This window comes from Kocuria rhizosphaericola (genome assembly GCF_044462205.1).
GTDB classification, from domain to species: domain Bacteria; phylum Actinomycetota; class Actinomycetes; order Actinomycetales; family Micrococcaceae; genus Kocuria; species Kocuria rhizosphaericola.
In genome coordinates this window covers 1-26,210 of the sequence record NZ_JBISWK010000148.1, presented here as the reverse complement: position 1 = coordinate 26,210, position 26,210 = coordinate 1, and the positions used below count along the sequence as shown (strand labels likewise).

Annotated in this window: 25 protein-coding genes; 18 read left to right on the top strand and 7 right to left on the bottom strand. The window is 71.6% G+C overall.

The genetic code is table 11. From position 1 onward, the window contains the following. Positions 1–70 precede the first annotated feature (70 nt). On the top strand, positions 71–487 hold the full coding sequence (locus tag ACH9D2_RS15240; RefSeq protein ID WP_396363667.1) for a VOC family protein: 417 nt from the start codon (positions 71–73) through the stop codon (positions 485–487). A 46-nt stretch (positions 488–533) separates the two neighbouring features. Next, a complete protein-coding gene (locus ACH9D2_RS15235; RefSeq protein ID WP_396363666.1) occupies positions 534–926 on the top strand; it encodes a VOC family protein in 393 nt (130 codons plus the stop codon). Between the two features lie 348 nt (positions 927–1,274). Here the strand turns inward: ACH9D2_RS15235 and ACH9D2_RS15230 are convergent, their stop codons facing one another. The 3 genes from ACH9D2_RS15230 to ACH9D2_RS15220 form a co-directional block, all read right to left on the bottom strand. Then, positions 1,275–1,784, bottom strand: a complete 510-nt coding sequence (locus ACH9D2_RS15230; protein ID WP_396363665.1) for an SRPBCC family protein — start codon at positions 1,782–1,784, stop codon at positions 1,275–1,277. Between the two features lie 257 nt (positions 1,785–2,041). Continuing rightward, entirely contained in the window at positions 2,042–2,800 is a 759-nt protein-coding gene (locus tag ACH9D2_RS15225) for an SDR family oxidoreductase (RefSeq protein ID WP_396363664.1), read from the bottom strand. 45 nt (positions 2,801–2,845) lie between these two features. After that, positions 2,846–3,574 (bottom strand): beta-ketoacyl-ACP reductase, encoded by a 729-nt coding sequence (locus ACH9D2_RS15220; protein ID WP_396363663.1) that lies wholly within the window; start codon positions 3,572–3,574, stop codon positions 2,846–2,848. Between the two features lie 176 nt (positions 3,575–3,750). On the opposite strand from ACH9D2_RS15220, the gene ACH9D2_RS15215 reads away from it, so the two are divergent. From ACH9D2_RS15215 to ACH9D2_RS15205, 3 genes are read left to right on the top strand one after another with little or no spacing between them, the layout of a single operon-like run. Further along, positions 3,751–4,257 carry a DUF3099 domain-containing protein gene (locus ACH9D2_RS15215; RefSeq protein ID WP_396363662.1) on the top strand — a complete coding sequence of 169 codons (507 nt, stop codon included), beginning with the start codon at positions 3,751–3,753 and terminating at the stop codon, positions 4,255–4,257. Between the two features lie 55 nt (positions 4,258–4,312). After that, positions 4,313–4,585, top strand: a complete 273-nt coding sequence (locus ACH9D2_RS15210) for a hypothetical protein (RefSeq protein WP_396363661.1) — start codon at positions 4,313–4,315, stop codon at positions 4,583–4,585. Next, a complete protein-coding gene (locus ACH9D2_RS15205) occupies positions 4,582–5,568 on the top strand; it encodes an SURF1 family cytochrome oxidase biogenesis protein (RefSeq protein ID WP_396363660.1) in 987 nt (328 codons plus the stop codon). Before ACH9D2_RS15210 ends, ACH9D2_RS15205 begins: the two co-directional genes overlap by 4 nt. A gap of 18 nt (positions 5,569–5,586) precedes the next feature. Here the strand turns inward: ACH9D2_RS15205 and abc-f are convergent, their stop codons facing one another. Further along, positions 5,587–7,185, bottom strand: coding sequence for a ribosomal protection-like ABC-F family protein (gene abc-f / locus ACH9D2_RS15200; protein WP_396363659.1), 1,599 nt, complete (start codon positions 7,183–7,185; stop codon positions 5,587–5,589). A 97-nt stretch (positions 7,186–7,282) separates the two neighbouring features. Then, entirely contained in the window at positions 7,283–7,993 is a 711-nt protein-coding gene (locus tag ACH9D2_RS15195) for a histidine phosphatase family protein (protein WP_396363658.1), read from the bottom strand. A gap of 162 nt (positions 7,994–8,155) precedes the next feature. Between ACH9D2_RS15195 and ACH9D2_RS15190 the strand changes: the two genes are divergently transcribed. From ACH9D2_RS15190 to ypfJ, 11 genes are all read left to right on the top strand, one after another. Beyond that, a complete protein-coding gene (locus ACH9D2_RS15190) occupies positions 8,156–9,124 on the top strand; it encodes a glucosyl-3-phosphoglycerate synthase (protein ID WP_396363657.1) in 969 nt (322 codons plus the stop codon). Next, positions 9,121–10,260 carry a glycosyltransferase gene (locus ACH9D2_RS15185; protein ID WP_396363656.1) on the top strand — a complete coding sequence of 380 codons (1,140 nt, stop codon included), beginning with the start codon at positions 9,121–9,123 and terminating at the stop codon, positions 10,258–10,260. Before ACH9D2_RS15190 ends, ACH9D2_RS15185 begins: the two co-directional genes overlap by 4 nt. Next, on the top strand, positions 10,257–11,234 hold the full coding sequence (locus ACH9D2_RS15180; RefSeq protein ID WP_396363654.1) for a Gfo/Idh/MocA family protein: 978 nt from the start codon (positions 10,257–10,259) through the stop codon (positions 11,232–11,234). Before ACH9D2_RS15185 ends, ACH9D2_RS15180 begins: the two co-directional genes overlap by 4 nt. Beyond that, positions 11,231–12,325, top strand: a complete 1,095-nt coding sequence (locus ACH9D2_RS15175) for a zinc-binding dehydrogenase (protein WP_396363652.1) — start codon at positions 11,231–11,233, stop codon at positions 12,323–12,325. Before ACH9D2_RS15180 ends, ACH9D2_RS15175 begins: the two co-directional genes overlap by 4 nt. Positions 12,326–12,456: 131 nt before the next feature. Next, positions 12,457–13,857, top strand: a complete 1,401-nt coding sequence (locus ACH9D2_RS15170) for an AI-2E family transporter (RefSeq protein ID WP_396363650.1) — start codon at positions 12,457–12,459, stop codon at positions 13,855–13,857. A gap of 48 nt (positions 13,858–13,905) precedes the next feature. Beyond that, a complete protein-coding gene (locus tag ACH9D2_RS15165) occupies positions 13,906–14,262 on the top strand; it encodes a hypothetical protein (RefSeq protein WP_396363649.1) in 357 nt (118 codons plus the stop codon). Next, positions 14,195–14,425 carry a YetF domain-containing protein gene (locus ACH9D2_RS15160; RefSeq protein ID WP_396363648.1) on the top strand — a complete coding sequence of 77 codons (231 nt, stop codon included), beginning with the start codon at positions 14,195–14,197 and terminating at the stop codon, positions 14,423–14,425. The genes ACH9D2_RS15165 and ACH9D2_RS15160 overlap by 68 nt, the downstream gene beginning before the upstream one ends. A gap of 69 nt (positions 14,426–14,494) precedes the next feature. Further along, positions 14,495–15,121 carry a biotin transporter BioY gene (locus tag ACH9D2_RS15155; protein WP_396363647.1) on the top strand — a complete coding sequence of 209 codons (627 nt, stop codon included), beginning with the start codon at positions 14,495–14,497 and terminating at the stop codon, positions 15,119–15,121. A gap of 3 nt (positions 15,122–15,124) precedes the next feature. Then, positions 15,125–15,862 carry an energy-coupling factor ABC transporter ATP-binding protein gene (locus ACH9D2_RS15150; protein ID WP_396363646.1) on the top strand — a complete coding sequence of 246 codons (738 nt, stop codon included), beginning with the start codon at positions 15,125–15,127 and terminating at the stop codon, positions 15,860–15,862. Next, the gene (locus ACH9D2_RS15145) at positions 15,859–16,470 is read left to right on the top strand and encodes a CbiQ family ECF transporter T component (RefSeq protein WP_396363644.1); all 612 of its coding nucleotides are present in this window, start codon (positions 15,859–15,861) and stop codon (positions 16,468–16,470) included. The genes ACH9D2_RS15150 and ACH9D2_RS15145 overlap by 4 nt, the downstream gene beginning before the upstream one ends. A gap of 55 nt (positions 16,471–16,525) precedes the next feature. Continuing rightward, on the top strand, positions 16,526–17,434 hold the full coding sequence (gene ypfJ / locus ACH9D2_RS15140; RefSeq protein ID WP_396363643.1) for a KPN_02809 family neutral zinc metallopeptidase: 909 nt from the start codon (positions 16,526–16,528) through the stop codon (positions 17,432–17,434). A gap of 631 nt (positions 17,435–18,065) precedes the next feature. Here the strand turns inward: ypfJ and ACH9D2_RS15135 are convergent. Continuing rightward, positions 18,066–18,788, bottom strand: a complete 723-nt coding sequence (locus ACH9D2_RS15135) for an NYN domain-containing protein (RefSeq protein ID WP_396363642.1) — start codon at positions 18,786–18,788, stop codon at positions 18,066–18,068. Between the two features lie 164 nt (positions 18,789–18,952). Between ACH9D2_RS15135 and ACH9D2_RS15130 the strand changes: the two genes are divergently transcribed. Together ACH9D2_RS15130 and ACH9D2_RS15125 are read left to right on the top strand one after the other, a co-directional pair. Then, a complete protein-coding gene (locus ACH9D2_RS15130; protein ID WP_396363641.1) occupies positions 18,953–20,758 on the top strand; it encodes a hypothetical protein in 1,806 nt (601 codons plus the stop codon). A 130-nt stretch (positions 20,759–20,888) separates the two neighbouring features. Further along, positions 20,889–24,827 carry a hypothetical protein gene (locus ACH9D2_RS15125; protein ID WP_396363640.1) on the top strand — a complete coding sequence of 1,313 codons (3,939 nt, stop codon included), beginning with the start codon at positions 20,889–20,891 and terminating at the stop codon, positions 24,825–24,827. A gap of 483 nt (positions 24,828–25,310) precedes the next feature. Here ACH9D2_RS15125 and ACH9D2_RS15120 read toward each other — a convergent pair whose 3' ends face one another. Beyond that, positions 25,311–26,102, bottom strand: coding sequence for a ZIP family metal transporter (locus ACH9D2_RS15120; protein ID WP_396363639.1), 792 nt, complete (start codon positions 26,100–26,102; stop codon positions 25,311–25,313). Positions 26,103–26,210: the final 108 nt, after the last annotated feature.

Sequence of the window (26,210 nt, the reverse complement as noted above, 5' to 3'; positions counted from 1 at the left end):
GGTCCCTTCCCCCGCGGCGCGGACGGCGTCATGATGAAGGGCATCGACCGATCGACGCGGAGGCCGGACCATGCCCATCCTGCTCAATCCCTACTTCTCGTTCCGGGACACCGCCGAGGAGGCGATGACGTTCTACCGTTCCGTGTTCGGCGGGGAGCTGTCGATCAGCCGCTTCAGCGAGTACGGGGCGAGCGACGACCCCGCGGAGCAGGACAAGGTCATGCACTCGATGCTCACCACCGGCACCGGCATGGTCCTGATGGCCTCCGACACCCCGAACAGCATGGAGCTGACGGTCGGCGACAACGTCTCGGTCTCCGTGGGCGGCGACGACGAGACGCTGATGCGCGGCTGGTGGGAGGCGCTGACCGCGGGCGGGACCGTCACGATGCCGCTCGAGGAGGCGCCCTGGGGTGGTCTGTTCGGGATGGGCACCGACCGGTTCGGCATCCACTGGATGTTCAGCATCGGCGACGCCGACTCCTGAGGAACTCCACATCCCCCGCTCCACCCGTCCCGAGGAGGACCGTTCCATGAAGATCACCCACACCAGCGTCTTCGTCGACGACCAGCAGCAGGCCCTGCTGTTCTACACCGGCAAGCTCGGTTTCATGGTCAAGCACGACGTCCCCGCCGGCGGCGCCCGCTGGCTCACCGTGGTCTCGCCCCAGGCGCCCGAGGGCGTCGAGCTGGTCCTCGAGCCCTCGGAGCACCCCGCCGTGGGGCCGTTCAAGGCCGCGCTCGTCGCCGACGGCATTCCTTTCACCAGCTTCGGCGTCAAGGACGTGCGGGCGGAGTACGAGCGGCTCCGCGAGCGCGGCGTGCACTTCGTCCAGGAGCCCACGGACGCCGGTCCGTACACCACCGCGGTGCTCGACGACACGTGCGGCAACCTCATCCAGATCGCGGGCCCCGCCGCCGCTTGAGGGCCGCCCGACGCGCAGCAGGAGGCAGCCGCGGGCATCGTGCGGTGGCACGTCCGGACGAGCCTCGGCGGCTGCATCGCCGCACCCGGTGACGACATGCGGTGGGCCTTCGGGGCCGAGACCGGTCCCGACGGGACGATCGACGAGGTCGTGGCCTCGACCGGTGCGCTGCTCGTCGGCCGGCGCACCATGGACGTCGAGGACCGCAACCGGCCCGGGTTCTACGGCGGGGCCTTCCGCGGCCCCTTCTTCGTGCTGCGCCACCGGCCGCCGGGTGCGGCTGCGCCGGACCTCGGTGGGCGAGAGCGGGCAGCTGACCGCGCTGCGCTTCGCCGTGGACCGGCGGCCTCAGTCCCGGGCGCGCAGCTGCTCGGCGAGCGACCGGTAGTGCCCGGCCATCGCGGGGTGGTAGTCGCGCGCGAAGTCGACGGCGTCCGGGCTCCCGCCGGTCTCGGCGGCGACCAGGCGGTCCAGGTAGTACTCCCAGCCGGGCCCGACCGACTCCACCTCGTCGGGGTCGGGATACCGGTGGGTGAGCTGCAGGACGGTCGTCCCGCCGTAGTCCACGAGGTCGAGGTCCACGCGCCAGGCGTCGGCCGCCGTGCCCAGCGTGAGCGCCAGGTGCCGCGGCGGGTCGCACCGGCGGATCAGCAGGGGCTCGGGCTGGTCCCAGTCCTCGGCGGTCATGCGCAGCTCGACGCGGCCGGAGACAGGGTCCCCGCTCCACGTCCCGTACCACCGGGCGAGCCGGTCGGAGTCCGTCACTGCGGACCAGATCTCCTCGGCCGAGGCGCGGAACGTGCGGGCGAGGACGAGGTGGCCGCCCGGATCGAGACGTCCTGTGGGCCGTGGGGTCATGGTGGCTCCTCGCTCGGCTCCGCACCGCGCGGAGGTGCTCCTGGCCGAGGCGCGGGCGGCCTCGCACCGTGTGGTCCATCAATAGCACCCCCGGCGCAGGCGCGGCGTCACATTGCGGGCGGTTCCACGCCGCCGGCCACGGCACCGCGCACCGGCAGCGCGGGGGCCGCGCCCGCAGGCCGCCGGCCCCGGCGGGGACGACGGCGGGGCGGTCGTCCGGAAAGGTGACCGCCCCGCCGTCGTCGTCGGACGTGGGCCTACTTGCGCCCGGCCTTCGCCAGGAAGTCGTCGGCGCCGCCGACGAGCTCGACGTGCCCCGTGGGGACGTCCGCGGTGACCATCCGCGCGATCTCCTCGGCGAACTCCTGCACGGAGTAGAGCTTGCCGGCGGCCTCGCGGCGCTCCTCGAGGGCTCCGGGGCGGGCCCGGTTGAGCAGGGTCGCGGTCACGGTGCCCTCGATCATGTCGCCGGAGACCACCACGAAGGTCACGCCCTGCTCGGTCAGCTCCGGGACGCGGGCGGTGAGAGCGTCCTCACCGGCGCGCTTGGACTTCGCGACCTCCACGTACTCCGGCATGGTCTCGACGTCGTTGATGAAGTGCGCCTGGTGACTGGTCACGAAGACCACGCGCCCGCCCTCGGGCAGGTGCTCGAGCGCCGCGGTGAGGGTGTCGTTCTGCGCGTCGCGGTTGAGCTTGAGCGCGTAGTCCTCGCCGAGGTCCGTCTCCATGCCGCCGGAGGCGTTGAGCACGAGCACGTCCACCCCGCCGAAGGCCTCCACGGCCTGGGCGAAGAGGTTGCGGACGTCCTCGGGCTCCGTCATGTCGGCCTGGACGGCGATGGCCTTCCCGCCGGCCGCCTCGATCTCCTTCACGACCTTGTTGGCGCGGGGCGCCTTCTGCCGGTAGTTGACGACGACGTTGGCGCCCTCCCCGGCCAGCAGCTTGGCGGTGTCGGCGCCGACGCCGCGCGAGGACCCGGTGACGACCGCGGTCTTGCCTGCAAGTGAACTCATGGTGCTCCTTCGGTGGAACGTGCGGGGAACGTGGGGCAGCAGGGCTCAGTGGCCCATGCCGAGGCCGCCGTCCACGGGGATGACGGCGCCGGAGATGTACTTGGCCTCCTCGGAGGCGACCCAGCGCACGACGGCGGCGACCTCTTCCGGCTCGGCGAACCGGCCCGCCGGAATGGAGGCGAGGTAGTCCTTCTGGGTGTCCTCGGGCAGGGCCGCGGTCATCTCGGTGTTGATGAACCCGGGGGCGACGACGTTGGCGGTCACGTTGCGCCCGCCCAGCTCCCGGGTGATGGAGCGGGCGATGCCGATCAGTCCGGCCTTGGACGCGGCGTAGTTGACCTGACCGGGCGAGCCGTAGAGGCCGACGACGGAGGAGATGAGGACCACGCGCCCGCGCTTGAGCCGCATGAACCCCTTGGCGGCGCGCTGGACCACGCGGAACGCACCGGTGAGGTTGGTGTCCACGACGTCCTGGAAGTCCTGCTCCTTCATCCTCAGCAGCAGGGTGTCCCGGGTGATCCCGGCGTTGGCCACGACCACCTCGACCGGGCCGAACTCGGCCTCGACGGCCTTGTACGCGGCGTCGATCGAAGCGGAGTCGGTGACGTCGGCCTGCACGGCGAAGAACTCCTCGGGCGCCTCGCCGGAGCGGTAGGTGACGGCCACGTTGTCCCCGGCGTCGTGGAACGCCTGCGCGATGGCCCGCCCGATCCCGCGGTTGCCGCCGGTCACGAGAACGGTGCGGGGTGCCGGGCTGCGCTGCTCGTCTGCCATGGGAAGAGGGCCTTTCGGTCGTGGGTCGCGGTCGGCGCGGCCCGGTGTGGACGCGCGCCCGCGGAGAAATCCTCCCAATCGTACCGGTCGGGGCGGGCGACCGGCCGGTAGCCCCCGGGGACCGCCTTCTCGATGTCGGACCCCGGTGAGACAATTGGACGTCTGTTGGGAGGACCATGAGCAAGCGCTATCTCACGACCGGCGAGACCGCCGGCCAGGACGACGTCCACTCCATCACCGCCACTGCCGAGCCGCACACCCAGGACATGGGCCACCGGATGAAGGTCTACAGCATCCAGATGGGCCTGCGCATCGTGTGCCTCATCGTGTTCGTGGCGGTCGACAACATCTGGGTCCGCGGCGTCGCCATCCTGGGGGTGGCCATCCTGCCGTGGATGGCGGTGCTGCTGGCCAACAGCAACGATCGCTCCACCCGGACGAGCAACTACTACGAGCCGCCGGCCGCGCCCGCCCTGGCGGCCGCCCCCGAACCGGGACCGCCGGCCGAGCCGCCGGCGATCGGGTTCGTGCTCGAGGGCGAGTTCGTGGCCGGCCACGGGGACGGCGACGGGGACGGCGGCCCCACCCCGCCGGGCCACGGGAGCACGGCCGCTCCCAGCGAGGACCCGGCTTCCTCCGCTACTGTCGAGGACGACACCACCCGGCACCGCGGCGCGGCCTGAGCCCGCCGCAGGCCGTCCCGGGACCCGACCGAAGACCCTGAGGAGCACGACCGCCGTGGAGTTCGACCTGCTCGGATCGCTGTCCCCGCGAGGCGCCGATGCTCCCCCGGCCGGGCCCGACACCCCCCAGTGCTCCCGCAAGGGCTGCCGCGCGGACGCCGCGTGGCAGATCCGCTGGAACAACCCGCGCATCCACGACCCCGAGCGCCGCAAGATCTGGCTCGCGTGCCCGGAGCACCGCGGCGACCTCGAGCAGTTCCTCGGCGCGCGCGGCTTCTGGAAGGACACCGTCCCCCTCGCGGGCCCCGCGCAGGAGCACCGGGGATGAACGACTACCGCTTCCTGCTCAGCGGCAAGTGGCTCGGGTTCTTCCTCATCGCCTGCGCCGCCGCCGTGCTCTCCGTGTACCTGGGCGGCTGGCAGATGGACCGCAACGAGCACCTCGTCGGCGAGAACACCAAGATCACGCAGAACTACCGCGCGGAGCCCCTGACCGGCGCGGACGCCGCCGAGCAGTTCGCCGCCCACGACGAGCGCCTCACGTGGCACCCCGTGCGGCTGACCGGCCGCTACCTGCCGGAGGACCAGGTCCTGGTCCGCAACCGGCCGCAGGACGGACGCGTCGGCTACGAGGTCCTCGTCCCGTTCCGCACCCAGGGCGGGGACGTCGTGGTCCTCGACCGCGGCTGGATCCCCACGGGCGAGGCGGCCAACGGGATGCCGGACGACGTGCCCGCCCCGCCCACCGGCGAGGTGTCGGTCACCGCCAGGCTCCAGCCCGGCGAGCCGGCCGTCAGCCGCGGCGCCCCCGAGGGGCAGATCGCCTCGATCGACCTCGAGGAGCTGCGCGAGCGCTGGGACCGGCCGATCGGCACGGAGGCCTACGGCGAGGTCTTCGCCGAGGACCCGGCGCCCGCGGTGGCCCCCGCCGCGGCCCCCGAGCCGGAGATCGACTCCGGGCCGCACCTGTCCTACTCGCTGCAGTGGTACGCGTTCGCGGCCCTCTTCTTCGTGGCCTACGGCTACGCCGCCCGCCAGCAGGCCCGCAACGACGCGTGGGACCGCCAGTACGCCGAGGAGATGGAGCGCCGGCTCGCACGGTTCTACGACGAGGACGGCAACTACATCGGCGAGGGCGACGAGGAGCTCGTCGTCCGCCGGATGGAGATGGCCGACGACATGCCGGCCCACCTCAAGTCCCTCATGCGGCCCAAGCCCCAGCGCAAGCGCTCCCGCCCCACGTGGGAGGACGATGAGGACGCCCTGCTGGACGCCCTGGAGCGCGAGCGCACCACCGCGTCCCGCGACTGACCGGGAGCGCCGCCCGGCTCAGGCGAGGGAGATGAGGTCCTGGTACTCCTGGCTCCACAGGTCCTCGGTGCCGTCGGGCAGGATCACCACGCGCTCGGGGTCCAGGGCCTCGACCGCCCCCTCGTCGTGGGAGACGAGCACGACCGCGCCCTCGTAGGTGCGCAGGGCGTTGAGGATCTCCCGGCGGGAGGCCGGGTCCAGGTTGTTGGTCGGCTCGTCGAGGAGCAGCACGTTGGCGGAGGAGGCCACGAGGGTCGCCAGCGCCAGGCGGGTCTTCTCGCCGCCGGAGAGCACCCCGGCGGGCTTGGAGACGTCGTCGCCCTGGAACAGGAACGAGCCCAGGACGTTGCGCACCTCCGTGTCGGCGAGGTCGGGGGCGGCGGAGCGCATGTTCTCCAGCACCGTCCGGTCCGGGTCCAGGGTGTCGTGCTCCTGGGCGAAGTAGCCGAGCTTGAGGCCGTGGCCCGGGACCACCTCACCCGTGTCCGGCTGGGCCTCGCCGGCCAGCATCCGCAGCAGCGTGGTCTTGCCGGCGCCGTTGAACCCGAGGATGACCACCCGGGAGCCCCGGTCGATGGCCAGGTCCACGTCGTTGAAGATCTCGAGGGAGCCGTAGGACTTGGACAGGTCCCGTGCGGTCAGGGGGGTCTTGCCGCAGTCGGCGGGCTTCGGGAAGCGGATGTTCGCGATCTTGTCCGCCTGCCGCTCGCCCTCGAGGCCGTTCATGAGCCGTTCGGCGCGCTTGATCATCTGCTGGGCGGCCACGGCCTTGCTGGCCTTGGCCCGCATCTTGTTGGCCTGGTCCATCAGGGCGGTGGCCTTCTTCTCCGCGTTCGCGTACTCGCGCTTCCGGCGGTGGGCGTCCTGCTCGCGCTGCAGCAGGTAGTTCTTCCAGCCCATGTTGTACAGGTCGATGACGCAGCGGTTGGCGTCCAGGTAGAGGACCTTGTTGACCACCATCTCCATCAGCTCCACGTCGTGGCTGATCACCAGCAGCCCGCCCTGGAAGTTCTTCAGGAAGTCCCGCAACCACACCACGGAGTCGGCGTCCAGGTGGTTGGTGGGCTCGTCGAGGAGCATGATGTCGGCGTCCGAGAAGAGGATGCGGGCCAGCTCCACGCGGCGGCGCTGACCGCCGGAGAGGGTGCGCAGCGGCTGACCGAGGATGCGCTCGGGCAGGTCCAGGTTGGACGTGATCGTCGCGGCCTCGGACTCGGCGGCGTAGCCGCCGCCGGCGAGGAACTCCGACTCGAGCCGGTCGTAGCCGCGCATGGCCTTGTTGCGCACGGCGTCGTCCCCGGAGGCCATGTCCTGCTCGGCCTGGCGCAGGCGGGCGACGACGCCCGCGAGGTTGCGGGCGGAGAGGATGCGGTCACGGGCCAGCTGGTCCATGTCCTCGACCTTCGGGTCCTGGGGGAGGTAGCCGACCGCCCCGGTGCGCGTGACCGTCCCGCCCGCGGGCAGGGTCTCCCCCGCGAGGACCTTGGTCATCGTCGTCTTGCCGGCGCCGTTGCGGCCGACGAGGCCGATCTTGTCCCCCTTGTCCACCCGGAAGTTGACCTCGTCCATGAGCAGCCGCGCACCGGCACGCAGTTCGAGGTTCTGGACAGTGATCACGGAGGAGACCTTTCGGGAGGGAGCACGGGGAGGTGTTGACGCCCTGACCGGGCAACCTGTCCATTCTACCGGTCCCCGTTCCCCGGCGGCACCCCGCTCAGCCGCCCGGTTCCGCGTTCTTGCTCACGTGGTGGGCCGGCATCTCGTCGGCCAGCGCCGACGAGTGGCCCGGCAGGGTGCGGGCGTTGTAGTCGGCGACCTGCCAGCCGCGGTGCGGGTGCTCCTGCAGCACGGTCCACGCGCAGTTGGCCATCCCGGCGAACATGTCCCGCAGCCGGGGCGGGGCGCCCAGGAAGGCCAGCACCCCGCTGCGCAGGGCCGCGCCGTGGCCGACGAGCACGCCGGTGCGGCCCTCGTCGAGCGCCGCGGCGGCGTCGCCGAGCACGGCCGCCATGCGCTCGTCGACCTCGGAGGGCAGCTCGGCGCCGGGCACCCGGTAGTCCTCCTGGGAGAAGAACCGCGCGTAGACCTCGGGGTGGCTCTCGCGGAACTCGGCGAAGGTGGTGCCCTGCCGGATGCCCACGTCGTACTCGCGCAGCCGGGAGTCCAGCCGCACCTCGAGGCCGGTCAGGGCCGCGAGCTCCCGGGCGGTGTGCCAGGCCCGCTGCAGATCGCTCGACCACACGAACGCGGGCTCGAAGGAGGCGAGCGCCGGGGCTGCGGTCCGGGCCTGCAGGCGCCCCACCGGGTCGAGCGGGATGTCGGCCTGCCCCTGGGCACGGTTCTCGACGTTCCACGCGGTGCGCCCGTGGCGCCACAGCACCAGGCGGCGGCGCGGCGGTTCTCGCAAGCTCGTCCGCTGGCTCATCCCTGCCTCTCCTCGACCGGCCCGCCGCCGGGCCGAGCCGGCGGCCATGACATATTCGTCCGACTCTTCTCGGACCCTTCTCGGCGGGCCGGTCGCTGGGTAGTGTCCGACGGCAACTGGTCAGTCACCTTCCAGTATTCCTCATCGTCGGAAGCGAGCAGCATGCGACAGGACGTCCAGGAGTGGTTCGCCACCCGCAGCTTCCACGGCAGGCAGTGGTCCGCGGAGCAGCTGTGCCTCCGGAAGGGCGGGACCAGGGTCAGCGTGGTGCTGCCGGCCCGCAACGAGGCCGAGACGGTGGGCCCGATCGTCACCGCGCTGCGGCGCGAGCTCATGGAGGACGTGGCGCTGATCGACGAGCTGGTCGTCATCGACTCGGACTCCACGGACGGCACAGGGGCGGTCGCCGCGGCGGCCGGGGCCCGGGTCCACCGGCAGGACGAGATCCTGCCCGCCCACGGCAACGTCCCCGGCAAGGGCGAGGCGCTGTGGAAGTCCCTGGCCGTGACCACCGGGGACGTGCTCGCGTTCGTCGACGCGGACCTGCGGGAGTTCGACACGCACTTCGCCGTGGGGCTGCTGGGCCCGCTGCTGACCGAGCCGGGGGTGCAGTTCGTCAAGAGCTGCTACGACCGGCCGCTGCACGACGGCGCCACCGTCCTGCCCGCCGGCGGCGGGCGGGTCACGGAGCTCGTGGCCCGTCCGCTGCTCAACCTCTTCTGGCCGCAGCTCGCGGGCCTCGTCCAGCCGCTGGCCGGGGAGTACGCCGGGCGCCGGGAGCTGCTGGAGCGGGTGCCCTTCGTGTCCGGGTACGGGGTGGAGATCGCGATGCTCATCGACGTCCTGGAGACCGTGGGCCTGGACGCCATGGCCCAGGTGGACCTCGGCGTGCGCTCGCACCGCAACTCCTCGGACGCCGCCCTGGCGCGGATGGCCGCCCAGATCCAGCTGACGGTCCAGGCCCGGCTGCGCTGCGAGTCCCCGCTCGCCGCCGACGGCGGGCACCTCACGCAGTTCCTGCGGCAGGGGGAGCGCTTCCTCGCCGAGACCCACGAGATCAGCGTCCGCGAGCGCCCGCCCATGGCCGAGGTGCCCGAGTACCGGGGCCAGCCCGCCTGCCGCGTCGCATGAGCACGCTGCGGGTGCTCGTGAACGCGGGCCCCTGGCTGCCCGTGCCCCCGGCCGGCTACGGCGGGATCGAGACGGTCGTCGCCACCCTGGTGCCGGAGCTGCGGCGGGCGGGGGTGCACGTCACGCTGGCCACCGTGGGGCCCAGCACCCTCGAGGCAGACGACCACGTGCGGCCCCTGCCGGAGCCGGCGTTCCGCTCCATCGCGATGCCCTACAACCGGGTCTCGGGCATCGCCCACGCCCACATGCAGGGTCTGGTGGACGCCCTGCGGGACCGGGACCGCTGGGACCTGGTGCACGACCACCTGGAGGTGGTCGGCCCGTCCGTGCTCGGTGCCATGGGCGCGGCCGCACCGCCGACCCTGCAGACCCTGCACTGGGACCTGCGCAAGCACCCCGAGTTCTACTCCGCCTTCGACGGCCGCGGGCGCGTGCGCTTCGCCGCCGTCTCCGCCTCCCAGCTCGAGCGGGCCCCGGCCAACCTGCGCCGGCAGACGCTGGGCGTCGTCCCGCTGGCGGCGCCGCCGCCGCTCGAGGTCGAGACGACGCCGGGCGAGCACGCCCTGGTCCTGGCGCGGATCACGGCCGACAAGGCGCAGGACGTGGCGGCCCGGGTCTGCCGCCGGGCGGGAGTTCCCCTCGTCCTGGCCGGCCCCGTCGCCGGGATCGACGACCCGGAGGAGCTGGAGCGCCGGCTCGCCGACGGCGACGAGGCGCTGCGCGCCCACCCCGACGTCCGCTACTGGCTCGAGGAGGTGCGGCCCCTCGTCGACGGCACGTCGGTGACCTGGGTGGGCGGCGTGGCCGGCGAGCGCAAGGAGCGGCTGCTGCGCTCGTCCCGGGCCCTGCTGAGTCCCATCCGCTGGGCCGAACCGGGTGCCACCGGCGTCGTCGAGGCGCTGGCCCGGGGCGTGCCCGTCGTCGGAACGCCGCGCGGGGTGCTGCCCTCGCTCGTGGAGCACGGGCGGACCGGTTTCCTGGCGGCCGAGGAGGACGACCTGGTCCGGCACCTGCACGAGCTGGACTGCCTCGACCCGCAGGCGTGCCGGGAGGCCGCCGAGCAGTGGACGCCGGCGGGCATGGCCCGGCGCTACCTGGACCTGTACCACCGGCTGCTGGAGGAGAACCCCTCATGACGCTCAGGATCGCCCTCGTCGGGGCCGGCTCCGTGGCCCGGCGCCACGTCGACGTGCTGCACCGGCTGGGCGGCGCCCGCGTGGTCAGCGTGACCGACGCGCACCGGCCCGCGGCCGAGGCACTCGCCGCCGAGCTCGACGTCCCGTGCTTCACCGACCCGGAGCAGGCCCTCGACGCGGTGGAGGCCGACGCCGTCTACGTCTGCGTGCCCCCGTTCGCCCACGGGCCCGCCGAGCTCGCCGCGCTCGAGCGCGGCAAGGCCCTGTTCGTGGAGAAGCCCGTGGGGCTCGGCCTGGACGTCGCCGAGCGGATCGGCCGGCAGGTCGAGGAGGCCGGGGTCGTCACGGGCACCGGCTACCACTGGCGCTGCCTGGACACCGCGGTGCTGGCCCGGGACCTGCTCGCGGACGCCCCGCCGCTGCTGGCCAACGGCTACTGGCTCGACAAGCGCCCGCCGGTGCCCTGGTGGGGCCGGACGGACCGCTCGGGCGGGCAGATCGTCGAGCAGCTGACGCACGTGCTGGACACGGCCCGGTTCCTGCTGGGCGAGGCCGTCGAGGTCTACGCCGCCGGGGTCCGCGGCACCCCGGACGGCGCGGAGACGGAGGACGGCGACGTCGACGACGCGACCGCCGCCACCGTGCGCTTCCGCTCCGGCGCCGTGGCGACCCTCGCCGCGACCTCCGCGCTGGCCGTCAAGCACCGCGCCGCGCTGCACACGGTCAGCCGCGGGCTGGTCCTGGAGCTCGCCGAGGACGGGCTCACGGCCTTCTGGCCGGCCGAGCGCACGGAGCACGCCCCGGCCGAGGACCCCCGGATCGCGGTGGACCGGGAGTTCCTGGAGGCGGTGCGCGGCGAGCGGGAGACCACCCGGGCGCCGTACGGCGAGGCGCTGCGCACCCACCGGCTCGCCTGCGCCATCGCGCAGTCGGCCCGGACGGGCCGCGCGGTCGCCCTGGAGGAGCGCGGGTGAACGCCCGGCGCAACCTCGTGGTCCCCGGCCGGGGCCGGATCGAGATCGCCGAGGAGGAGCTGCCGGGAGTCCCGGAGGGAGGGCTGCTCCTGGAGACCCTGGTCACCGGGCTGTCCGCGGGCACGGAACTGGCCTTCGTCAAGGGGAACCACCCCGGGCTGCACTCCCGGCACGACACCGAGCTGGGCCTGTTCCGCCCCGGCGTCCCCGAGCAGGGCTACCCCGTGCGCCGGCTGGGCTACATGGAGGTCGCCAGGGTGGCCGAGTCCCGCACCCCCGCCTTCCGGGCGGGCGACGTCCTCGCCACGGCCTACGGCCACGCCACCGCCCACGTGGCCGACCCGCTGAGCGAGCACCTCGTGCCGCTGCCCGCCGCCCTCGACCCGCTGCTGGGCGTCTTCGTGGCGCACTTCGGCCCTATCTGCGCCAACGGGCTGCTGCACGCGGCCGCCGACGCCGGGCCGGTGCGCGGGCTGGGGGACGGCGTGGCCGGACGGCTGGTCCTCGTCACCGGCGCCGGGCCGGTGGGCCTGGTCACCGGGCTGTTCGCCCGCGCGCTCGGCGCCCGGGAGGTGGCCGTGGCCGACGCCGACCCGCGCCGGCGGGCGGTCGCGGAGCGCCTGGGCTTCCTCCCCCTGGACCTCGACGACGACCCGGGACGGGTGCTCAAGACCCGCTGGCGCCACGGCCCGGGCGAGCACGGGGCCGACGTCGTGTTCCAGTGCCGCGGGAAACCGGGGGCCCTGCACGCCGCGCTGCGGGCCGTCCGGCCCCAGGGCAGCGTGATCGACCTGGCGTTCTACACCGAGGGCGCCGACGCGGTGCGCCTCGGCGAGGAGTTCCACCACAACGGGCTGAGCCTGCGCTGCGCGCAGATCGGTCGGGTGCCGCGCGGCCTCGCCCACACCTGGGACCGGGCCCGGCTCTCCGCGGAGACGATCCGGCTGCTGGACGCCCACGCCGGGGAGGTCAGGGAGCACCTGATCAGCGACGTCGTGGGCTTCGACGACGCACCGGCGCTCATGCACGACGTCGCGGCCCGCCGCCGGCACGTCCTCACCGCCGTGTTCGAGGTCGACGGCCGTTCCTGACCGGCCGCGACGGGCCCTGCGGCGCCACCGTCCGGTGGACACCCTTCCGACAGCCGCCTTATGGTTGGGGCGAGCGCCGTCGTCGTCGCACGACCGCACCCCCGATCGCCGCCTTCCCCGAGGAGCCCCGCATGGCCACGTCGTCCCGACCGGAACAACCTCCTCATCGTCCCGGTGAGGGCTCGTCGGCCGCCCCGCTGCACGCCGAGAGCGTTCTCGGCGGCAAGGTCGACCCCGGCACCAGCACGATCCCCGCCGCGGGCCCCGGGGTCGAGCCCGCCGGCCTCGAGGAGACCACCCGGGCGCTGGCCCCTGCCGTCGGGCCGTGGGCGGACTCGCTCGGCCGGGCTGGTTCCCGCGCCGCGCAGGCGCTGCTGGTGGCCGCCGTGGTCGTCGGCCTCGTGTGGATCCTGCTGCGGATCAAGATCGTGGTCATCGCGGCCATGGTCGCCCTGATCCTCGCCTCCGCGGTGGGGCCGGTCGTGAAGTGGCTCGAGCGCAAGGGCTGGTCGAACCTGCTGGCGACCCTCACGGCGTTCCTCGGCATCCTCCTGCTGCTCGGCGGTGTGATCACGGGCATCGTGCTCACGGTCCGCAGCCAGTGGGACACCCTGACCTCGCAGGCCTCGGAGGGCTGGAACGAGCTGCGCCGGCTCCTGGAGTCCACGCCGCTGCCCCTGGACACGGCCAGCATCGATTCCGCCGTGCGCCGGGCGACCGACTTCGTCACCAGCGGCAGCTTCGCCGGCAGCGCCCTGAGCGGGCTCTCCGCGGCCGCGTCGTTCGTCACCGGGCTCGTGCTGATGATCGTGATCCTCTTCTTCTTCCTCAAGGACGGGGAGAAGATGTGGAACTTCGCGCTGCGCTGGTTCCGCGGCGAGCGCCGCGCCAAGCTCGCCGAGTCCGTGGACCGCGGCGCCCAGGTGCTCGGCGGCTACGTCCGCGGCACCGCCTTCGTGGCTCTCGTGGACGCCGTGCTCATCGGCGGCGCGCTGCTCATCCTGGGCGTTCCCCTGGCGCTCCCCCTCGCCGTGCTCGTGTTCGTCACGGCCTTCATCCCCGTGGTCGGGGCGACCATCGCCGGCATCATCGCGGCTCTCGTGGCTCTCGTCACCAACGGGCCGATCATCGCCCTGATCGTGGTCGCCGTCATCGTCGCGGTGAACCAGATCGAGGGCAACATCCTGCAGCCGATCATCATGGGCCGCACCCTCAGCCTGCACGCGCTCATCGTGCTGCTCGCCCTGACCGTCGGCACCCTGGTCGGCGGCATCTTCGGCGCCATCCTGGCCGTGCCGTACACCGCTGTCGCCTGGGCCGTCGTCCAGGTGTGGTCCAGCCGCTACCAGGTCGGAGACGATCCCGTGCTCGGCCCGGATCCGGTGAATCCCGAGGACCGGGTCGAGGCCAAGGCCACGATGGCCGAGCGCTGGAGGTACCAGCGGATGCGCTACCAGCAGACCCTGGGCGGCCGCTTCGGCGTCACGGAGCGCGACGCCGCCCGGCAGAACAACGACGACGACCGGTCCTGACCGGTCCCCCCCGGGCCGCCGCAGGGCCCCGGAGGAGGAGTTCGCACCATGGTGAACTTCTTCTTCGACGGCTGGGAGCCGGTCGCCCGGGTCGTGCTGGTGGGCACCCTGGCCTACACGGCGCTGGTCGTGCTGCTGCGGGTCTCCGGGACACGGACCCTGGCCCGGATGAACAGCTTCGACTTCGTCATCACCGTCGCCATCGGAGCGACCTTCGGCCGTGTCCTCACCGCGCGCAGCATCCCGCTGCTGGAGGCCGTCACCGCGTTCGCGCTGCTGGTCCGCCCTGCAGTACGTCGTGTCCTCCCTGCAGCTGCGCTCCCGCCGGTTCTCCCGGATGGTCACGGCCGAACCGACCCTGCTGCTCCACCGGGGCGAGGTGCTGCACGACGCCCTGCGTCGTGAGCGGCTCACCGAGAAGGAACTGGACGGTGTGGCGCGCAAGCACGGGCTGGGCTCCCTGCAGGAGGCGGAGGCCGTCGTCCTGGAGGCCGACGGCACCCTGTCCGTCGTCGGCCCGGACAGCGCCGGGGACGGTGGCGTGCTCCCCGGGACCGAACGGTCCTGAAGCCCGTGGCCGCCGGCGAAACATGTCAGCGTGCCGGCGATGCCGTGGACAGGCTCTAGGCTGGCACCCATGAGCAACAACGTCGAACGCCGCCGCGCCATCACCGCCGAGGACCTCGCGAACATCGCCGTCTTCGCCGCGCTCACCGCCGCCCTGTCCGTGCTCCCCGGGATCCCCCTCGGCACGGCGGGGGTGCCGCTGACCCTGCAGACCCTCGCCGTGTTCCTGACCGGCCTGGTCCTGGGCGGGACCCGCGGCCTCCTGGCGGTGGCGCTCTACGTCCTGGTCGGGCTGATCGGCGTCCCGGTCTTCGCGGGCTTCCGCGGCGGACTCGGCGTGCTCGCCGGGCCCTCGGCGGGCTACATCCTGGCCTTCCCGTTCGCCGCGGCCGCCGCCGGCTACGTGGCCCAGTGGCTGATCCCGGCCCGCCGCGCCAACGACGGCGGGGCCACCAACGCCCGCTACGAGCGCACCGGCACCTACACCCTGCGGCTGGTGGCCGCGGCCCTGGCCGGGTTCGTGGTGATCCGGATCGGCGGCATCCTCGGCCTGGTGGTCAACGCCCGGCTGCCCTTCGAGGACGCGTTCCTCGCCGACCTCGTGTTCTGGCCCGGCGACCTGATCAAGGTCGTGCTCGCCGCGGTCATCGCCGTGGGCGTGCACAAGGCGTTCCCCCGGATCGCGGGCACGCGCTGACCCGTGCCCGGAACCCCCGGGGCCGCGGCCCTCGTGTGCTCCCGCGTCACCGTCACGGCGCCCACCGCCTCGGGTGAGCTGACCCTGTTGAAGGACCTGGACGTGAGCCTGGGCGAGCGGCGGGTGGCCGTGGTCGGGCTCAACGGATCCGGCAAGTCCACGCTCCTGCGGCTGTTCAACGGGCTGGTCCGCCCGTCGTCGGGCACGGTCACCGTGCACGGCACGGACGTGGTCCGGGACGTGCGCGCGGCCCGGCGGCAGGTGGGCTTCGTGTTCACCGACCCGCTCTCCCAGCTGGTCATGCCCACCCCGGTCGAGGACGTCGAGCTGTCCCTGCGCGGGGCCGGCGTGCCCCGGGGAGGACGACGGCGCGCCGCGCTCGAGCTGCTGGAGCGCGTGGGCATCGGCCACCGGGCCGAGCACAGCATCTACGACCTCTCCGGCGGGGAGCGCCAGCTCGCGGCCTTCGCGGCGGTCCTGGCCGTGGAGCCCGAGGTGCTCGTCCTCGACGAGCCCACGACCCTGCTCGACCTGCGCAACCGGGGACGGCTCGTCGGGTTGCTCGATGCGCTCCCGCACCAGCTGCTGATCTCCACGCACGACCTCGGGCTTGCCGCGACCGCGCCCCGCGTCCTCGTCCTGCACGAGGGGGCCCTGATCGCGGACGGCCCCCCGGAGGAGGTCGTTCCCGCCTACGAGCAGTGGTGCGCGCACGGCTTCCCCCAGGAGGTCCGCCCGTGAGCCGGGGACCGGAGATCTTCGGCAGCTACTCCCCCGGCACCGGCCTCCTGCACCGCGCCCCGCTCCGGGCCAAGGGGCTCGGCATCGTCGCCGTGACCCTGGCCGTGGTGCTCTCGCCCTCGTGGCCGGTGCCGGCCACGCTGACCGTGCTCCTGATGGTCGCGGGCTCGGCCGCGGGCATCGGCGCCCGGCAGTGGTGGCGCGGTCTCGCCCCCGCCCTGCCCGTGCTGGTCCTGCTGGCCGTCTACCACGTGCTGACCGCCGGCCCGGCCCAGGCCGCCGACGTGGTGCTGACCATCGTCGTCTTCCTCGTGGTCACCCGGGTCCTGATGCACACCACTCCCCTGCCGGAGCTGCTGGACGGCGTGGTGTGGCTGTGCTCGCCGGTGCGGCTGGTCGGGGCGGACCCGGAGCGCATCGGCCTGGCGATCTCCCTGATGCTGCGCTCGATCCCCTTCATCGTGGGAGCCGTGGGCGAGCTGCGGGACGCCATGCGAGCCCGTGGCCTGCGGCCCAACCCCGTGCGGCTGGTCACCCCCGCGGTGATCTCCACGGTGGCCTACGCCGAGCGGACCGGTGAGGCCCTCGCCGCCCGCGGCTTCGACTGAACGCCCCGTCTGAGCGCTCCGGCCGCACCATGATCAGACGGCTTACACTTCAGCCATGAGTTTCGACGACAGTTCCCAGCTGGACGCCTCGCGCGTCGGCAGCGGCAGTGGGCGTGGACGCGGGATCGCCGTGGGCGGCGGGCTGGGCGGCGGCCTGCTCCTGCTCGTCGTGGGACTGCTGTTCGGCCAGGACGGCATCGACGCCATCACCGGCGGGGGCGGGCAGGACACCGGTTCGCAGACCGCCGTGGAGCAGGAGCGGGCGGAGCGGTGCCAGACCGGTGCGGACGCGAACCGGTACACCGACTGCCGGATGATCGCCACGGCGCAGAGTCTCGACCAGTTCTGGGAGGACTACCTGCCGCGGGCCACCGGCGAGCAGTACGTGATGCCCGGCGTGCAGCTGTTCGAGGGGCAGACCAACACCGGCTGCGGCGCGGCGTCCTCGGCGGTGGGCCCGTTCTACTGCCCCGCCGACGAGACCGCCTATCTCGACGTCGCGTTCTTCGACGAGCTGCAGACCCAGTTCGGCGCCGAGGGCGGGCCGCTGGCCGAGGAGTACGTGCTCGCCCACGAGTTCGGCCACCACATCCAGAACCAGATCGGCACGCTCGGCTACGCCCAGCAGGACCCCCAGGGCCCGGAGTCGGGCGCGGTGCGCGTCGAGCTGCAGGCCGACTGCCTGGCCGGGCTGTGGGCCGGCGGCGCTGCCGGGGACACCTCCGGGGCCGTGGACCTGGGCGACATCTCCCAGGAGGAACTGGACCAGGCCCTCGACGCCGCCTCCGCCATCGGCGACGACCGGATCCAGGAGACCACCCAGGGCCGGGTCAGCCCCGAGAACTTCACCCACGGCGCCTCCGCCCAGCGGCAGCTGTGGTTCTACGCCGGCTACCGCACCGGCGACCTCAACGCCTGCGACACCTTCAGCGCCCGCGACCTGAACGCCCCGCCGGCCCTCTGACGCTCCGTCCCGCCCCTCGCGCGGTCCCTGGACGCCGAGTCCCCACACCGACACCACCCTGGACGCCGAGTCCCCAATGGACTCGCATGTCCCCAGGAATCGGCGTGGGGATTTGCGAGTCCCTTGGGGCCTCGGCGCCGGTCGGCCGACGCAGGCGGTAGACATATTTCGGGTTGCCGAGGCTGGTTGCACGGACGTGCCGCGTTCAGCGACGGGTTCGTGGCCTCTCCCATGGCGGGGTCCGTACTCCAGCCTTGGACGTGAGATGCCAGCACCGACACGAACTGCAGAAGTACGCGCCCTTTGGACCATTGCGGCCGCGAGCTGCATAACTGCGGGCTATTGCCTTCATCGCAACCACAGCAGTCCGACGGCTGGCGTAATGGATTTTCGAGCATTCCGACATGACGATTCCTCGCCTTGCCGTACTCGGCGGGCTCATATCCTGCCCGGTACGCGGTTCACGCCTAACAGCGATCGACCACTAAGGAACCTGAAGGCTCCACTTGCCGATCACCATAGCAAAACGGGTGCGCCCGTGGCACCGACCGCACACCGCATGTGGCTTTAACTCTAAGACGGTGTCTTGAGGACTAGCGGGGTTGCCGACTTGGGTGCACCCCGTCGGTGTTCACCTGCGGCGGCTGTCCCGCACCTGCACGGCCAGGTTCTGCCGCCGGACGTCGAAGAGGCCCGTGGCCTCGATGAGGTCGCTGAGCTTGCGGTAGCCGTAGTTGCGCGAGTCGAAGGACGCCTGGTTGCCGATCTGCTGACCGACCGCGCCGAGGTGCGCCCAGCCGTCGTCGCCGCTGGCGGCGTCCACCGCGCTCCGCAGCATCCTCACCAGGCGGGCGTCTCCGCGCAGCGCCTGCTGAGGCGTCGCCACGGGTACGTCGCCCGGCACCTCTGCGGCGGGCTCCCCCAGGCTCTCCACGTAGGTGAACTGGGAGCAGGCGTTGATGAACGGCTCAGGTGTCTGCCGCTGGCCGAAGCCGTAGACCTTGTGCCCGTCGGTGAGGATCCGCATCACCAGCGGGGTGAAGTCGGCGTCGCTGGAGACGATCGCGAAGCCGTCGACCGATCCCGCGTAGAGCAGGTCCATCGCGTCGATGACCATGGCCATGTCCGAGGCGTTCTTGCCGGTGCTGTAGGCGAACTGCTGGATCGGCCGGATCGCGTACGCGTGCAGCACGGCCTCCCACTGCTGCAGGTGCGGGCTCTTCCAGTTGCCGTAGGCCCGCCGGACGTTCGCGGTGCCGTGGCGGGCCACCTCGGCCAGGATCACGTCGATCTTCGCCGCCGGGGCGTTGTCGGCGTCGATCAGCAGAGCGATGCGTTTCTCGTCGATGTTCACCTCCCGAGCATGCAGGTCCCATCCCGAGGAAGCAATTGCGGGCCCCCGGGGACGACGATGCCCGGCCGGCCCACCCGCCGGTGCCCTTCGGGGCAGGCCGGCGTGCCCGGACGCATGACCAGCCGCCGGAGGACCACAACGCCTCGGCCGGTCACCATGAGGGCATGACCGGCGCACTCCGCACGGCCGTGACCGGCAGGCCCGGAAGCGGCCGTGCCCACGAGACAGGCCGGCGACACGCGGCCGGCGCACCGTCCCACGTCGCGATGGGCCCGCAGGCGGTCCTCCTGCTGCAGCGCCAGGCGGGCAACGCCGCCGTGACCTCGGCGCTGCGCTCACGACCGTCCACCGTCCAGCGTGACCTGCGGAGCGGGCTGGAGTCACTGCGCTCGCTCTTCGTTCCAGGCGGCGCCGGTTCCGCGCCCGGCCCGGCGTCCGTGGGGCCCGACGTCGAGCGGCGCGTGGTGACCGACGCCGATGCCCGCCACCGCGGCGATCCTCCGGAGCTGCGGTGGACCGGCGCCCGGTTCCTCGAGGGAACCGCGGTGCTCGTGCACCGCGTGGCGCAGAAGGCGGGCCGACGGTACCAGCTGGTGACCCAGATGATGGCCCCCGGCGTGCAGGGACCGCCGTTGCGGGGATGGACGCTGGCCACGAACCTGAGCCCCGCGAAGACGCCCGAGCCGGTCGAGCCGACGCCGGACCGGCCGATCACTCCCGAGCCCACCTCCCCCGCCCCGGCAACAGGTCCCGCTCCCGCCACCTCCCCCGCCCCGGCGCCTGCCCCCACTCCCGCCCCGTCAACCGGCGCGGCCGCCGGAGGGCGCGGGCACGAAGAGCTGCCCGGTCTGATCGAGGCGCTCGAGCATCCCTTCGCCCGCCAGGTCGGACAGGACCTCGCCCGGATCCAGGCCCTGTCCCAACAGCTGTTGTCCTCGAAGGCCGACCGTTCTGGCCCGGAGGAAGTCGGGGCGGATCGGGATCGCCTGGTCGCCGCGATCGCGGCACTGCGCACGGTGCTGGCCGGGGCGGGGAGTTCCGGCCTCGATCGGGAGACGGCCGCACGCCTCGTGACACTCGTGAACCGCGCCCTCAACGAGCTCTCCCCGTACTACGCCCAGAGCACGAACATGGACGTGCTGGAAGGCAAGGCGCAAGCCGTCGACCTCGGCACGGAGACCTCTGTCAACACGCGCACGTGCAACATCACCTCGGTGTCGATGGCACTGGAGGCACTGGGCAAGAGCTCCGCCGACCACGACGCCGGTCGCCGCGACGCGGTGGTGGCCGCCGCGACCGTCTTCTCGGCGCAAGTCCGTGGTGCCGCGCACACCGTCGGCGGTGCGGAGGCCGCTCTGGCGGGCCTGCGTCTGCCCGACTTCGTGCAGCTGGCCGCCATCGCCCACGAACTCGGGGCAGGGCGGGGCGGGACTGCAGTCCGGGAGGCGGCCCGACGCGCGTGGGCGAGGATCCTGTCCATCGCGTTCCTGGCCACGCTCGCCGAGTCGTTCGGGGCCCACGCCGAGATCAAGGACTTCGACCTGGACACCGCGGCCGAGGGCACCGACTACCAGGCTCTCCACGCCGCGGGGAAGCACCGCAGCGCCGTCGAGAAGCTCACCGATAAGCGCAACCAGATGGAGGCCGCGACCGGCGCGAAGCGCGATCGCCTCGAGCGGGAGTACGACCGCTTGTACGCCTCGATGCAGGCGAAGCTGAGATTGCGGACCGATGACATCTCCGTGGCGGCCTACCGGCAGAACGTGCTGAGCGTGATCGGTCCCGAGCTCGACGCCGGAGCACAGATCGTGGTGTACCTGCGCGGCCACTACGTCCGGCTGCAGGCCGTCCACGCCGACCACGTCGTCGTGGACGACCCTGGGCAGAAGGCCAGGGCCAACCGCAAGGTGACCTATGAGGAGGCCCGAGCCATGGCCTACTTCAAGAAACGGCTGGTCATCACCGGCTGACTGTCCCTTCCCACCAGGGAGATCGCGGTGCGTGCCAGGTCAGGCGCTGCCCCTTCGGGCACGAGGACGTGCCCGCGCGTCCGGCTCCCCGCGTGCGGCACATCGGTGCGCCGTCAGCGATCCTTGGAGCATGACCGGCGCACACCGGACGGCCGACGCTCATCAGGCCGAGGTCGGCGACGCCCTCGCGGCGGGCCGGCAGCGAGCCCGCGCCGTGACCGCGCGTCCCGTCGTCGGCCCCCGCGCAGTGCTCGCCCTCCAGCGCCAGGCGGGCAACTCCGCCGTCGGCGCGCTCATGGCCGCCCGGGCACGGTCCCCCGGCGAGCGAGCCGTCGCGGACATCGACGCCGCCCTGGTCGAGACGCGCCGGGACCGGCCGGCCATCGACACCGTCGAGAGAGGGCTGCGGGCTGCTCAGGCCGCGGGGATCCCTGTGGAGCTGGAAGGCCCCAAGCCGCCGGCCTCCGCACTGGCCGTGACCCGCACCGGGTTCGGCCCGGAGGCGGTCGCCCCCCGGAAGCCCGTGCCACCGGCCAAGCCCGTCCCTGCCGTCAGCCCGCTCGGCAAGGCTGCGGCCAAGGGGGGCCCATCCGGCAAGGGCGGCGGGAAGCCCGCACCCCGGACCGGGCCGAAGGCTCCTGCCCCGGCCGCGGGCGCCGAACCCGCCACTGCGGCGGGACCCGCTCCTCAGACCGCCGAGAAACTGCTCCAGCCGCCCGTGCCGCCGACGCCCGTCCGCCCCGAGCAGGACCCCGCATTCGCGGGAGTCGTCGGCTCGGTGAAAAGTGCGGCCGCGGTGAAGAAGGCGCATCCTCCCGCCGCGGCCAAGGCGAAGGAGGCCCAGGACGCCGCCGTCGCCCCGGCCGACGACCTCGGCGCGCAGGCGAAGGCCGCCAAGGTCGACACGATGGACGCCCAGCCGCCGGGCAGCTTCGACAAGAAGGCGTTCATCGCCGCGGTGAAAACCGCCATCGAGGCGAAGTCGCCGAAGACCCTCGAGGAGGCGGACGAGTACAAGAAGTCCGGCAAGGCCGGGGAGGTCAAGGGCGACGTCAAGGGTCTGGTCGGCCAGGGCAAGGAGGGCCAGGCCAAGGACATCGAAACGGCCACCGAGGCCCCGCCCGACCCCTCCAAAGCGGTGGCCAAGCCCGTGACACCGATGGCCCAGGAGACGCCGGGACAGGCCCCTCCGGTCCCGGCCGCCGGTGCCGTCCCGAAGCCCGCGCCGCCCGAACAGACCAACCTCGCGGCCGGCAAGCACCAGGCCGAGCAGGAGATGGCCGACGCCGGGGTCACCGAGAGCCAGCTCGCGCAGTCCAACGAGCCCGATTTCCAGCAGGCCCTGGTCGACAAGAAGGCCGCCGCCGAGCACGCGGACACCGCACCCGCCGAGTACCGCAGGCAGGAGCAGCAGACCATCGCGCAGGACCGCGCCGAGGCCGCCGCGGTCACCACGGCGGGCGTCACCGGCATGCAGGGCGCCAAGGGCGCGGCCGTGGCCCAGCTGGTCGCGGCCAAGGGGAAGACCAAGTCGAAGGACGAGGCGCGACGGGCAGAGGTCACGACCAGGGTGCAGGCCATCTTCACCGCGACCGAGACCGACGTGAAGAAGATCCTCGACGGCATCGACCCCAAGGTGGACGCCGCCTTCGAGCAGGGTGAGTCCGCCGCCCGGACTGTGTTCGAGAACTACGTCGAGGCCAAGATGTCGGCGTACAAGAAGGACCGCTACAGCGGCTGGCTCGGCGGCTACCGGTGGTTGCGGGACAAGATCCGCGGGATGCCGGCCAAGGTCAACGAGTTCTACGCGGCGGGCCGAGAGCTTTACCTCCAACGGATGGACGGCGTCATCTCCGGGGTCGCCACGATCGTGGGCGACGACCTCACGAAGGCCAAGCAGCGGATCGCCAAGGGCCGCGCCGAGATCGCCTCCTACGTCGGCAGCCTGCCAGCCGATCTGCAGAAGGTCGGCGCGGAGGCCACTAAGGAGATCGACGACAGGTTCGGCCAGCTCGAGGCCGACGTCAACGCCAAGCAGGAGTCCGTGGTCGACGCCCTGGCCACCAAGTACGTGGAGTCCCGCCAGGCCCTCGACTCGCGCATCGAGGAGCTGCAGGCCGCGAACAAGGGCCTCGTGGACAAGGCCATCGGCGCGATCAAGGCCATCGTCAACACCATCCGCGAGCTCGCCGCGATGCTCAAGAACGTCCTGTCCCGCGCCGCCGGCGTGGTGGGCGACATCATCAAGAACCCCATCGGGTTCCTCGGCAACCTCATCGCCGGGGTGAAGGGCGGCATCCTCCGGTTCAAGGACAACATCCTCGACCACCTGCGCAAGGGCCTCATGGGCTGGCTCTTCGGAGCCCTGGCCGAGGGCGGCATCGAGCTGCCGGACACGTTCGACCTCAAGGGCGTCGTCAAGCTCCTGGCCTCCCTCTTCGGTCTCACCTGGGCCAGGATCCGGGCCCGGATCGCGAAGCAGATCGGCGAGCCGGCCATGGCCGCCGTGGAGAAGGGCGTGGAGATCTTCCAGCTCATCGCCACCCAGGGCGTGGCCGGGCTGTGGCAGCTGCTGGTCGAGAAGATCGGCAACATCAAGGACATGATCCTGGAGAAGGTTCAGGACTTCGTGGTCACGAAGGTCATCACCGCCGGCATCACCTGGCTCATCAGCCTCCTCAACCCCGCCGCCGCGTTCATCAAGGCCTGCAAGCTCATCTACGACGTCGTGATGTTCTTCGTGAACAACGCCGCCCGGATCGCCAAGTTCGTGGACACGATCATCGACTCGGTCGCGGACATCGTGCGCGGCAACGTGGGCGGCGTGGTCGCCAAGATCGAGAACGTTCTCGGCCAGATGGTGCCGATCCTCATCGGCTTCCTCGCCAGCGTGCTCGGCCTAGGCAGCATCGGCCAGAAGATCCGCGAGATCGTGACAGCGCTGCAGAAGCCGGTAAAGCAGGCTCTCGACTTCGTCATCAAGACCGGCCTCAAGCTTGCGGGCCCCATCATCCGTGGCCTCACCAAGCTAGGCGGCAAGGTGAGGACCAAGGTCGCGTCAGGCAAGTCGTGGGTGAGTGGAAAAGCTGAAGGTGCTCGAGCCCGACTTCGCGACATTGCGGCAGCCCTGCCTGGCGCAATGGGCTTTCGTGGTGGTGCAAAAAAACATCGACTCTGGATCGAACCGTCCGGTCAGCGTCGGGTCATGGTCGCCAGCACAAAAACCGAAGCAAGCGTGCTCCTCGAGCATTATGCGGGCGAGATTGAGCAGTTCCCAGAAAAAGGACCTGCCCAACGCAAAGCCAAAATTTCCTTGCGACAAAAAGTCGTCCTCGCCCGCGAGCGACTGTCGAGAGTCCAGGGCCATGTCGCTACCCTTAATGATGTACGCAATATGACCAGAAACAAGAACATGCTGACCTCAAAGCAAAGGCGCTTGGCCGAAAGCTTGGTTTCGCTTTTTGATGCAGTTCACAAGGAGCGGATGAAGTTGGCAGGCCAAGTTCCCAAGTACACGACGCCTGGTGGCAAGCGTTCATCCGGAAGTGTCAAATGTGTGGCTCAGTTCACTGTGGATTGCCTCCCCGGTCAACGACCCTATCCGGCTGGTCCAGAGGGCACACCAGCCGGAACGAGCGGTGCGCGGACAAAAGGCCGCGCTCATGGCATAAATCCGGATGAGAGTCGTCTCACGGGCCAGGTCGGTGGATTCGTTCTCGAAAGCGCGGAGGCGTCACAACATAGCGAACAACGGGCACAGATTGTCACGCGTTCCACCGGAGACGAGTCATCCGAAAGTCACGCCGAAGCACGGCTTCTTACCCAGATAGAGACGATGTTGCGTAGCGATGCGACCTGGAAACAACGTGTCCGAATGATTGAAATTAATCTAACACACAGCCCCTGCCCTGCCTGCGCAGACAGGCTTATGCTCATGCATAAATCCCTGGAAAACGAACGGCTCCGGCTTGCAGTTCTCCAATGGGGAAAGCGTTACAACGGAACATTCCCGACAACTCAATCGACCATCACCCAGCTAAGGTCCAGATACACAGTCATCGGCCCTTAGGTGTACTCAAGTGCAACATTGACTTCACTCACCAGAACTGTTCGGCCGCGCGGGAAGGCCGCCGGAATTAAGTGGTGAAGCCAAACCCGCTGGCGGGAGATCAAGCTGGCATCGGTGCAATGGGACGCGCAAGTACCGCCGCGGCGGTCAGTGGCACTGTCGAGACGTCAGAATCGTGAGTCACTGCAAGAGAAGGTTGGGATTGAAGAATGGCTCCGGGGTCTGTGGCTGTCCAAGGCCGTGCATTTTGGCTCCCGCAGTGAGGATCCACAGCGCAGATTGAGTGAATTCGGCGTCACCCGAGGCAACGGCCTGGCCGTCGACGGGCCCAGCATGGTGCAGTTACCTCGCATCAATCACCGCACTCATGTCCGACGCGTTCTTGCCGGGACTGCTGACCAAGCGTGGATCGGGTGAATAGCAGAGGAGCCCAGCTCCGCCTCGGTCGATTACGGACGTTGCTCGGAGAGTACCGCCTGATGATCACGCCAGAGACAGCGCGAAGGACAGCGCGAAGCCCGAGGCGGTGCTCAGCGCCACCGCCGGGCCGCCGTGCTCGTAGGCCTCCGGCATCAGGGTGTCGGCCAGGGACGCGATCACCGCGCCGGCCGCGAAGGCCAGGGGCAGGGAGATCGTCTCCGGGTCGCTGCCGGCCAGCGGCCCGGCGCCGATCAGCACGGCCACCACCAGGAGCACGCCACAGACCGTCCAGAGCAGGACGGCCTTGGCCCTGGACATGCCCTGCTCGCGCATCGAGGCCGCGCCGACCAGGGACTCGGGCAGATTGGAGACGAAGATCGCCGCGAGCAGCGCCAGTCCGCCAGTGCCCTCGGTGAGCGAGACGCCCAGCGCCACGTTCTCGGGCACCCCGTCGAGCGTGACGGCGGCCAGCAGGGCCAGACCGGCGGCACCACTGGCGGAGGCGGCGGTCGGCGCCTTCTCGTCCGCGGCGGCGTCGGTGTCCAGCTTGGCGCTGCCCTCCTGCTTCTCAGCGTCCTCGGCGCGGGGTCCCGGCTGCGCCCAGCGGTCCAGAAGGGCGCTCAGGGCCGTGAAGACCACGGCGCCCGCGAACAGCCCGATCACGGCCAGTGGCAGCCCCCCGCGCTCGTAGGCGTCCTCGAACAGCTCGAAGGCCAGCGCGGTGATGAGGGCGCCGGCGGCGAAGGACAGCAGGATGGCGAGCACGCGCTTGGGGAGCTCGAAGCGCACGCCGACCAGTGCGCCGATGACGAGCGCGCTCGAGGCGATGATCCCGAAGAGCAAGGTCTGGCCCATGGGCGCAGTGTACGAGCAGGTCGATGCCACGCGCCCGAAATTCGGAAGGTTACTTATGGAGGTGTCGCGGCACCGGGGCAGGTGCTGTCACCGCACGACGACGGCGGC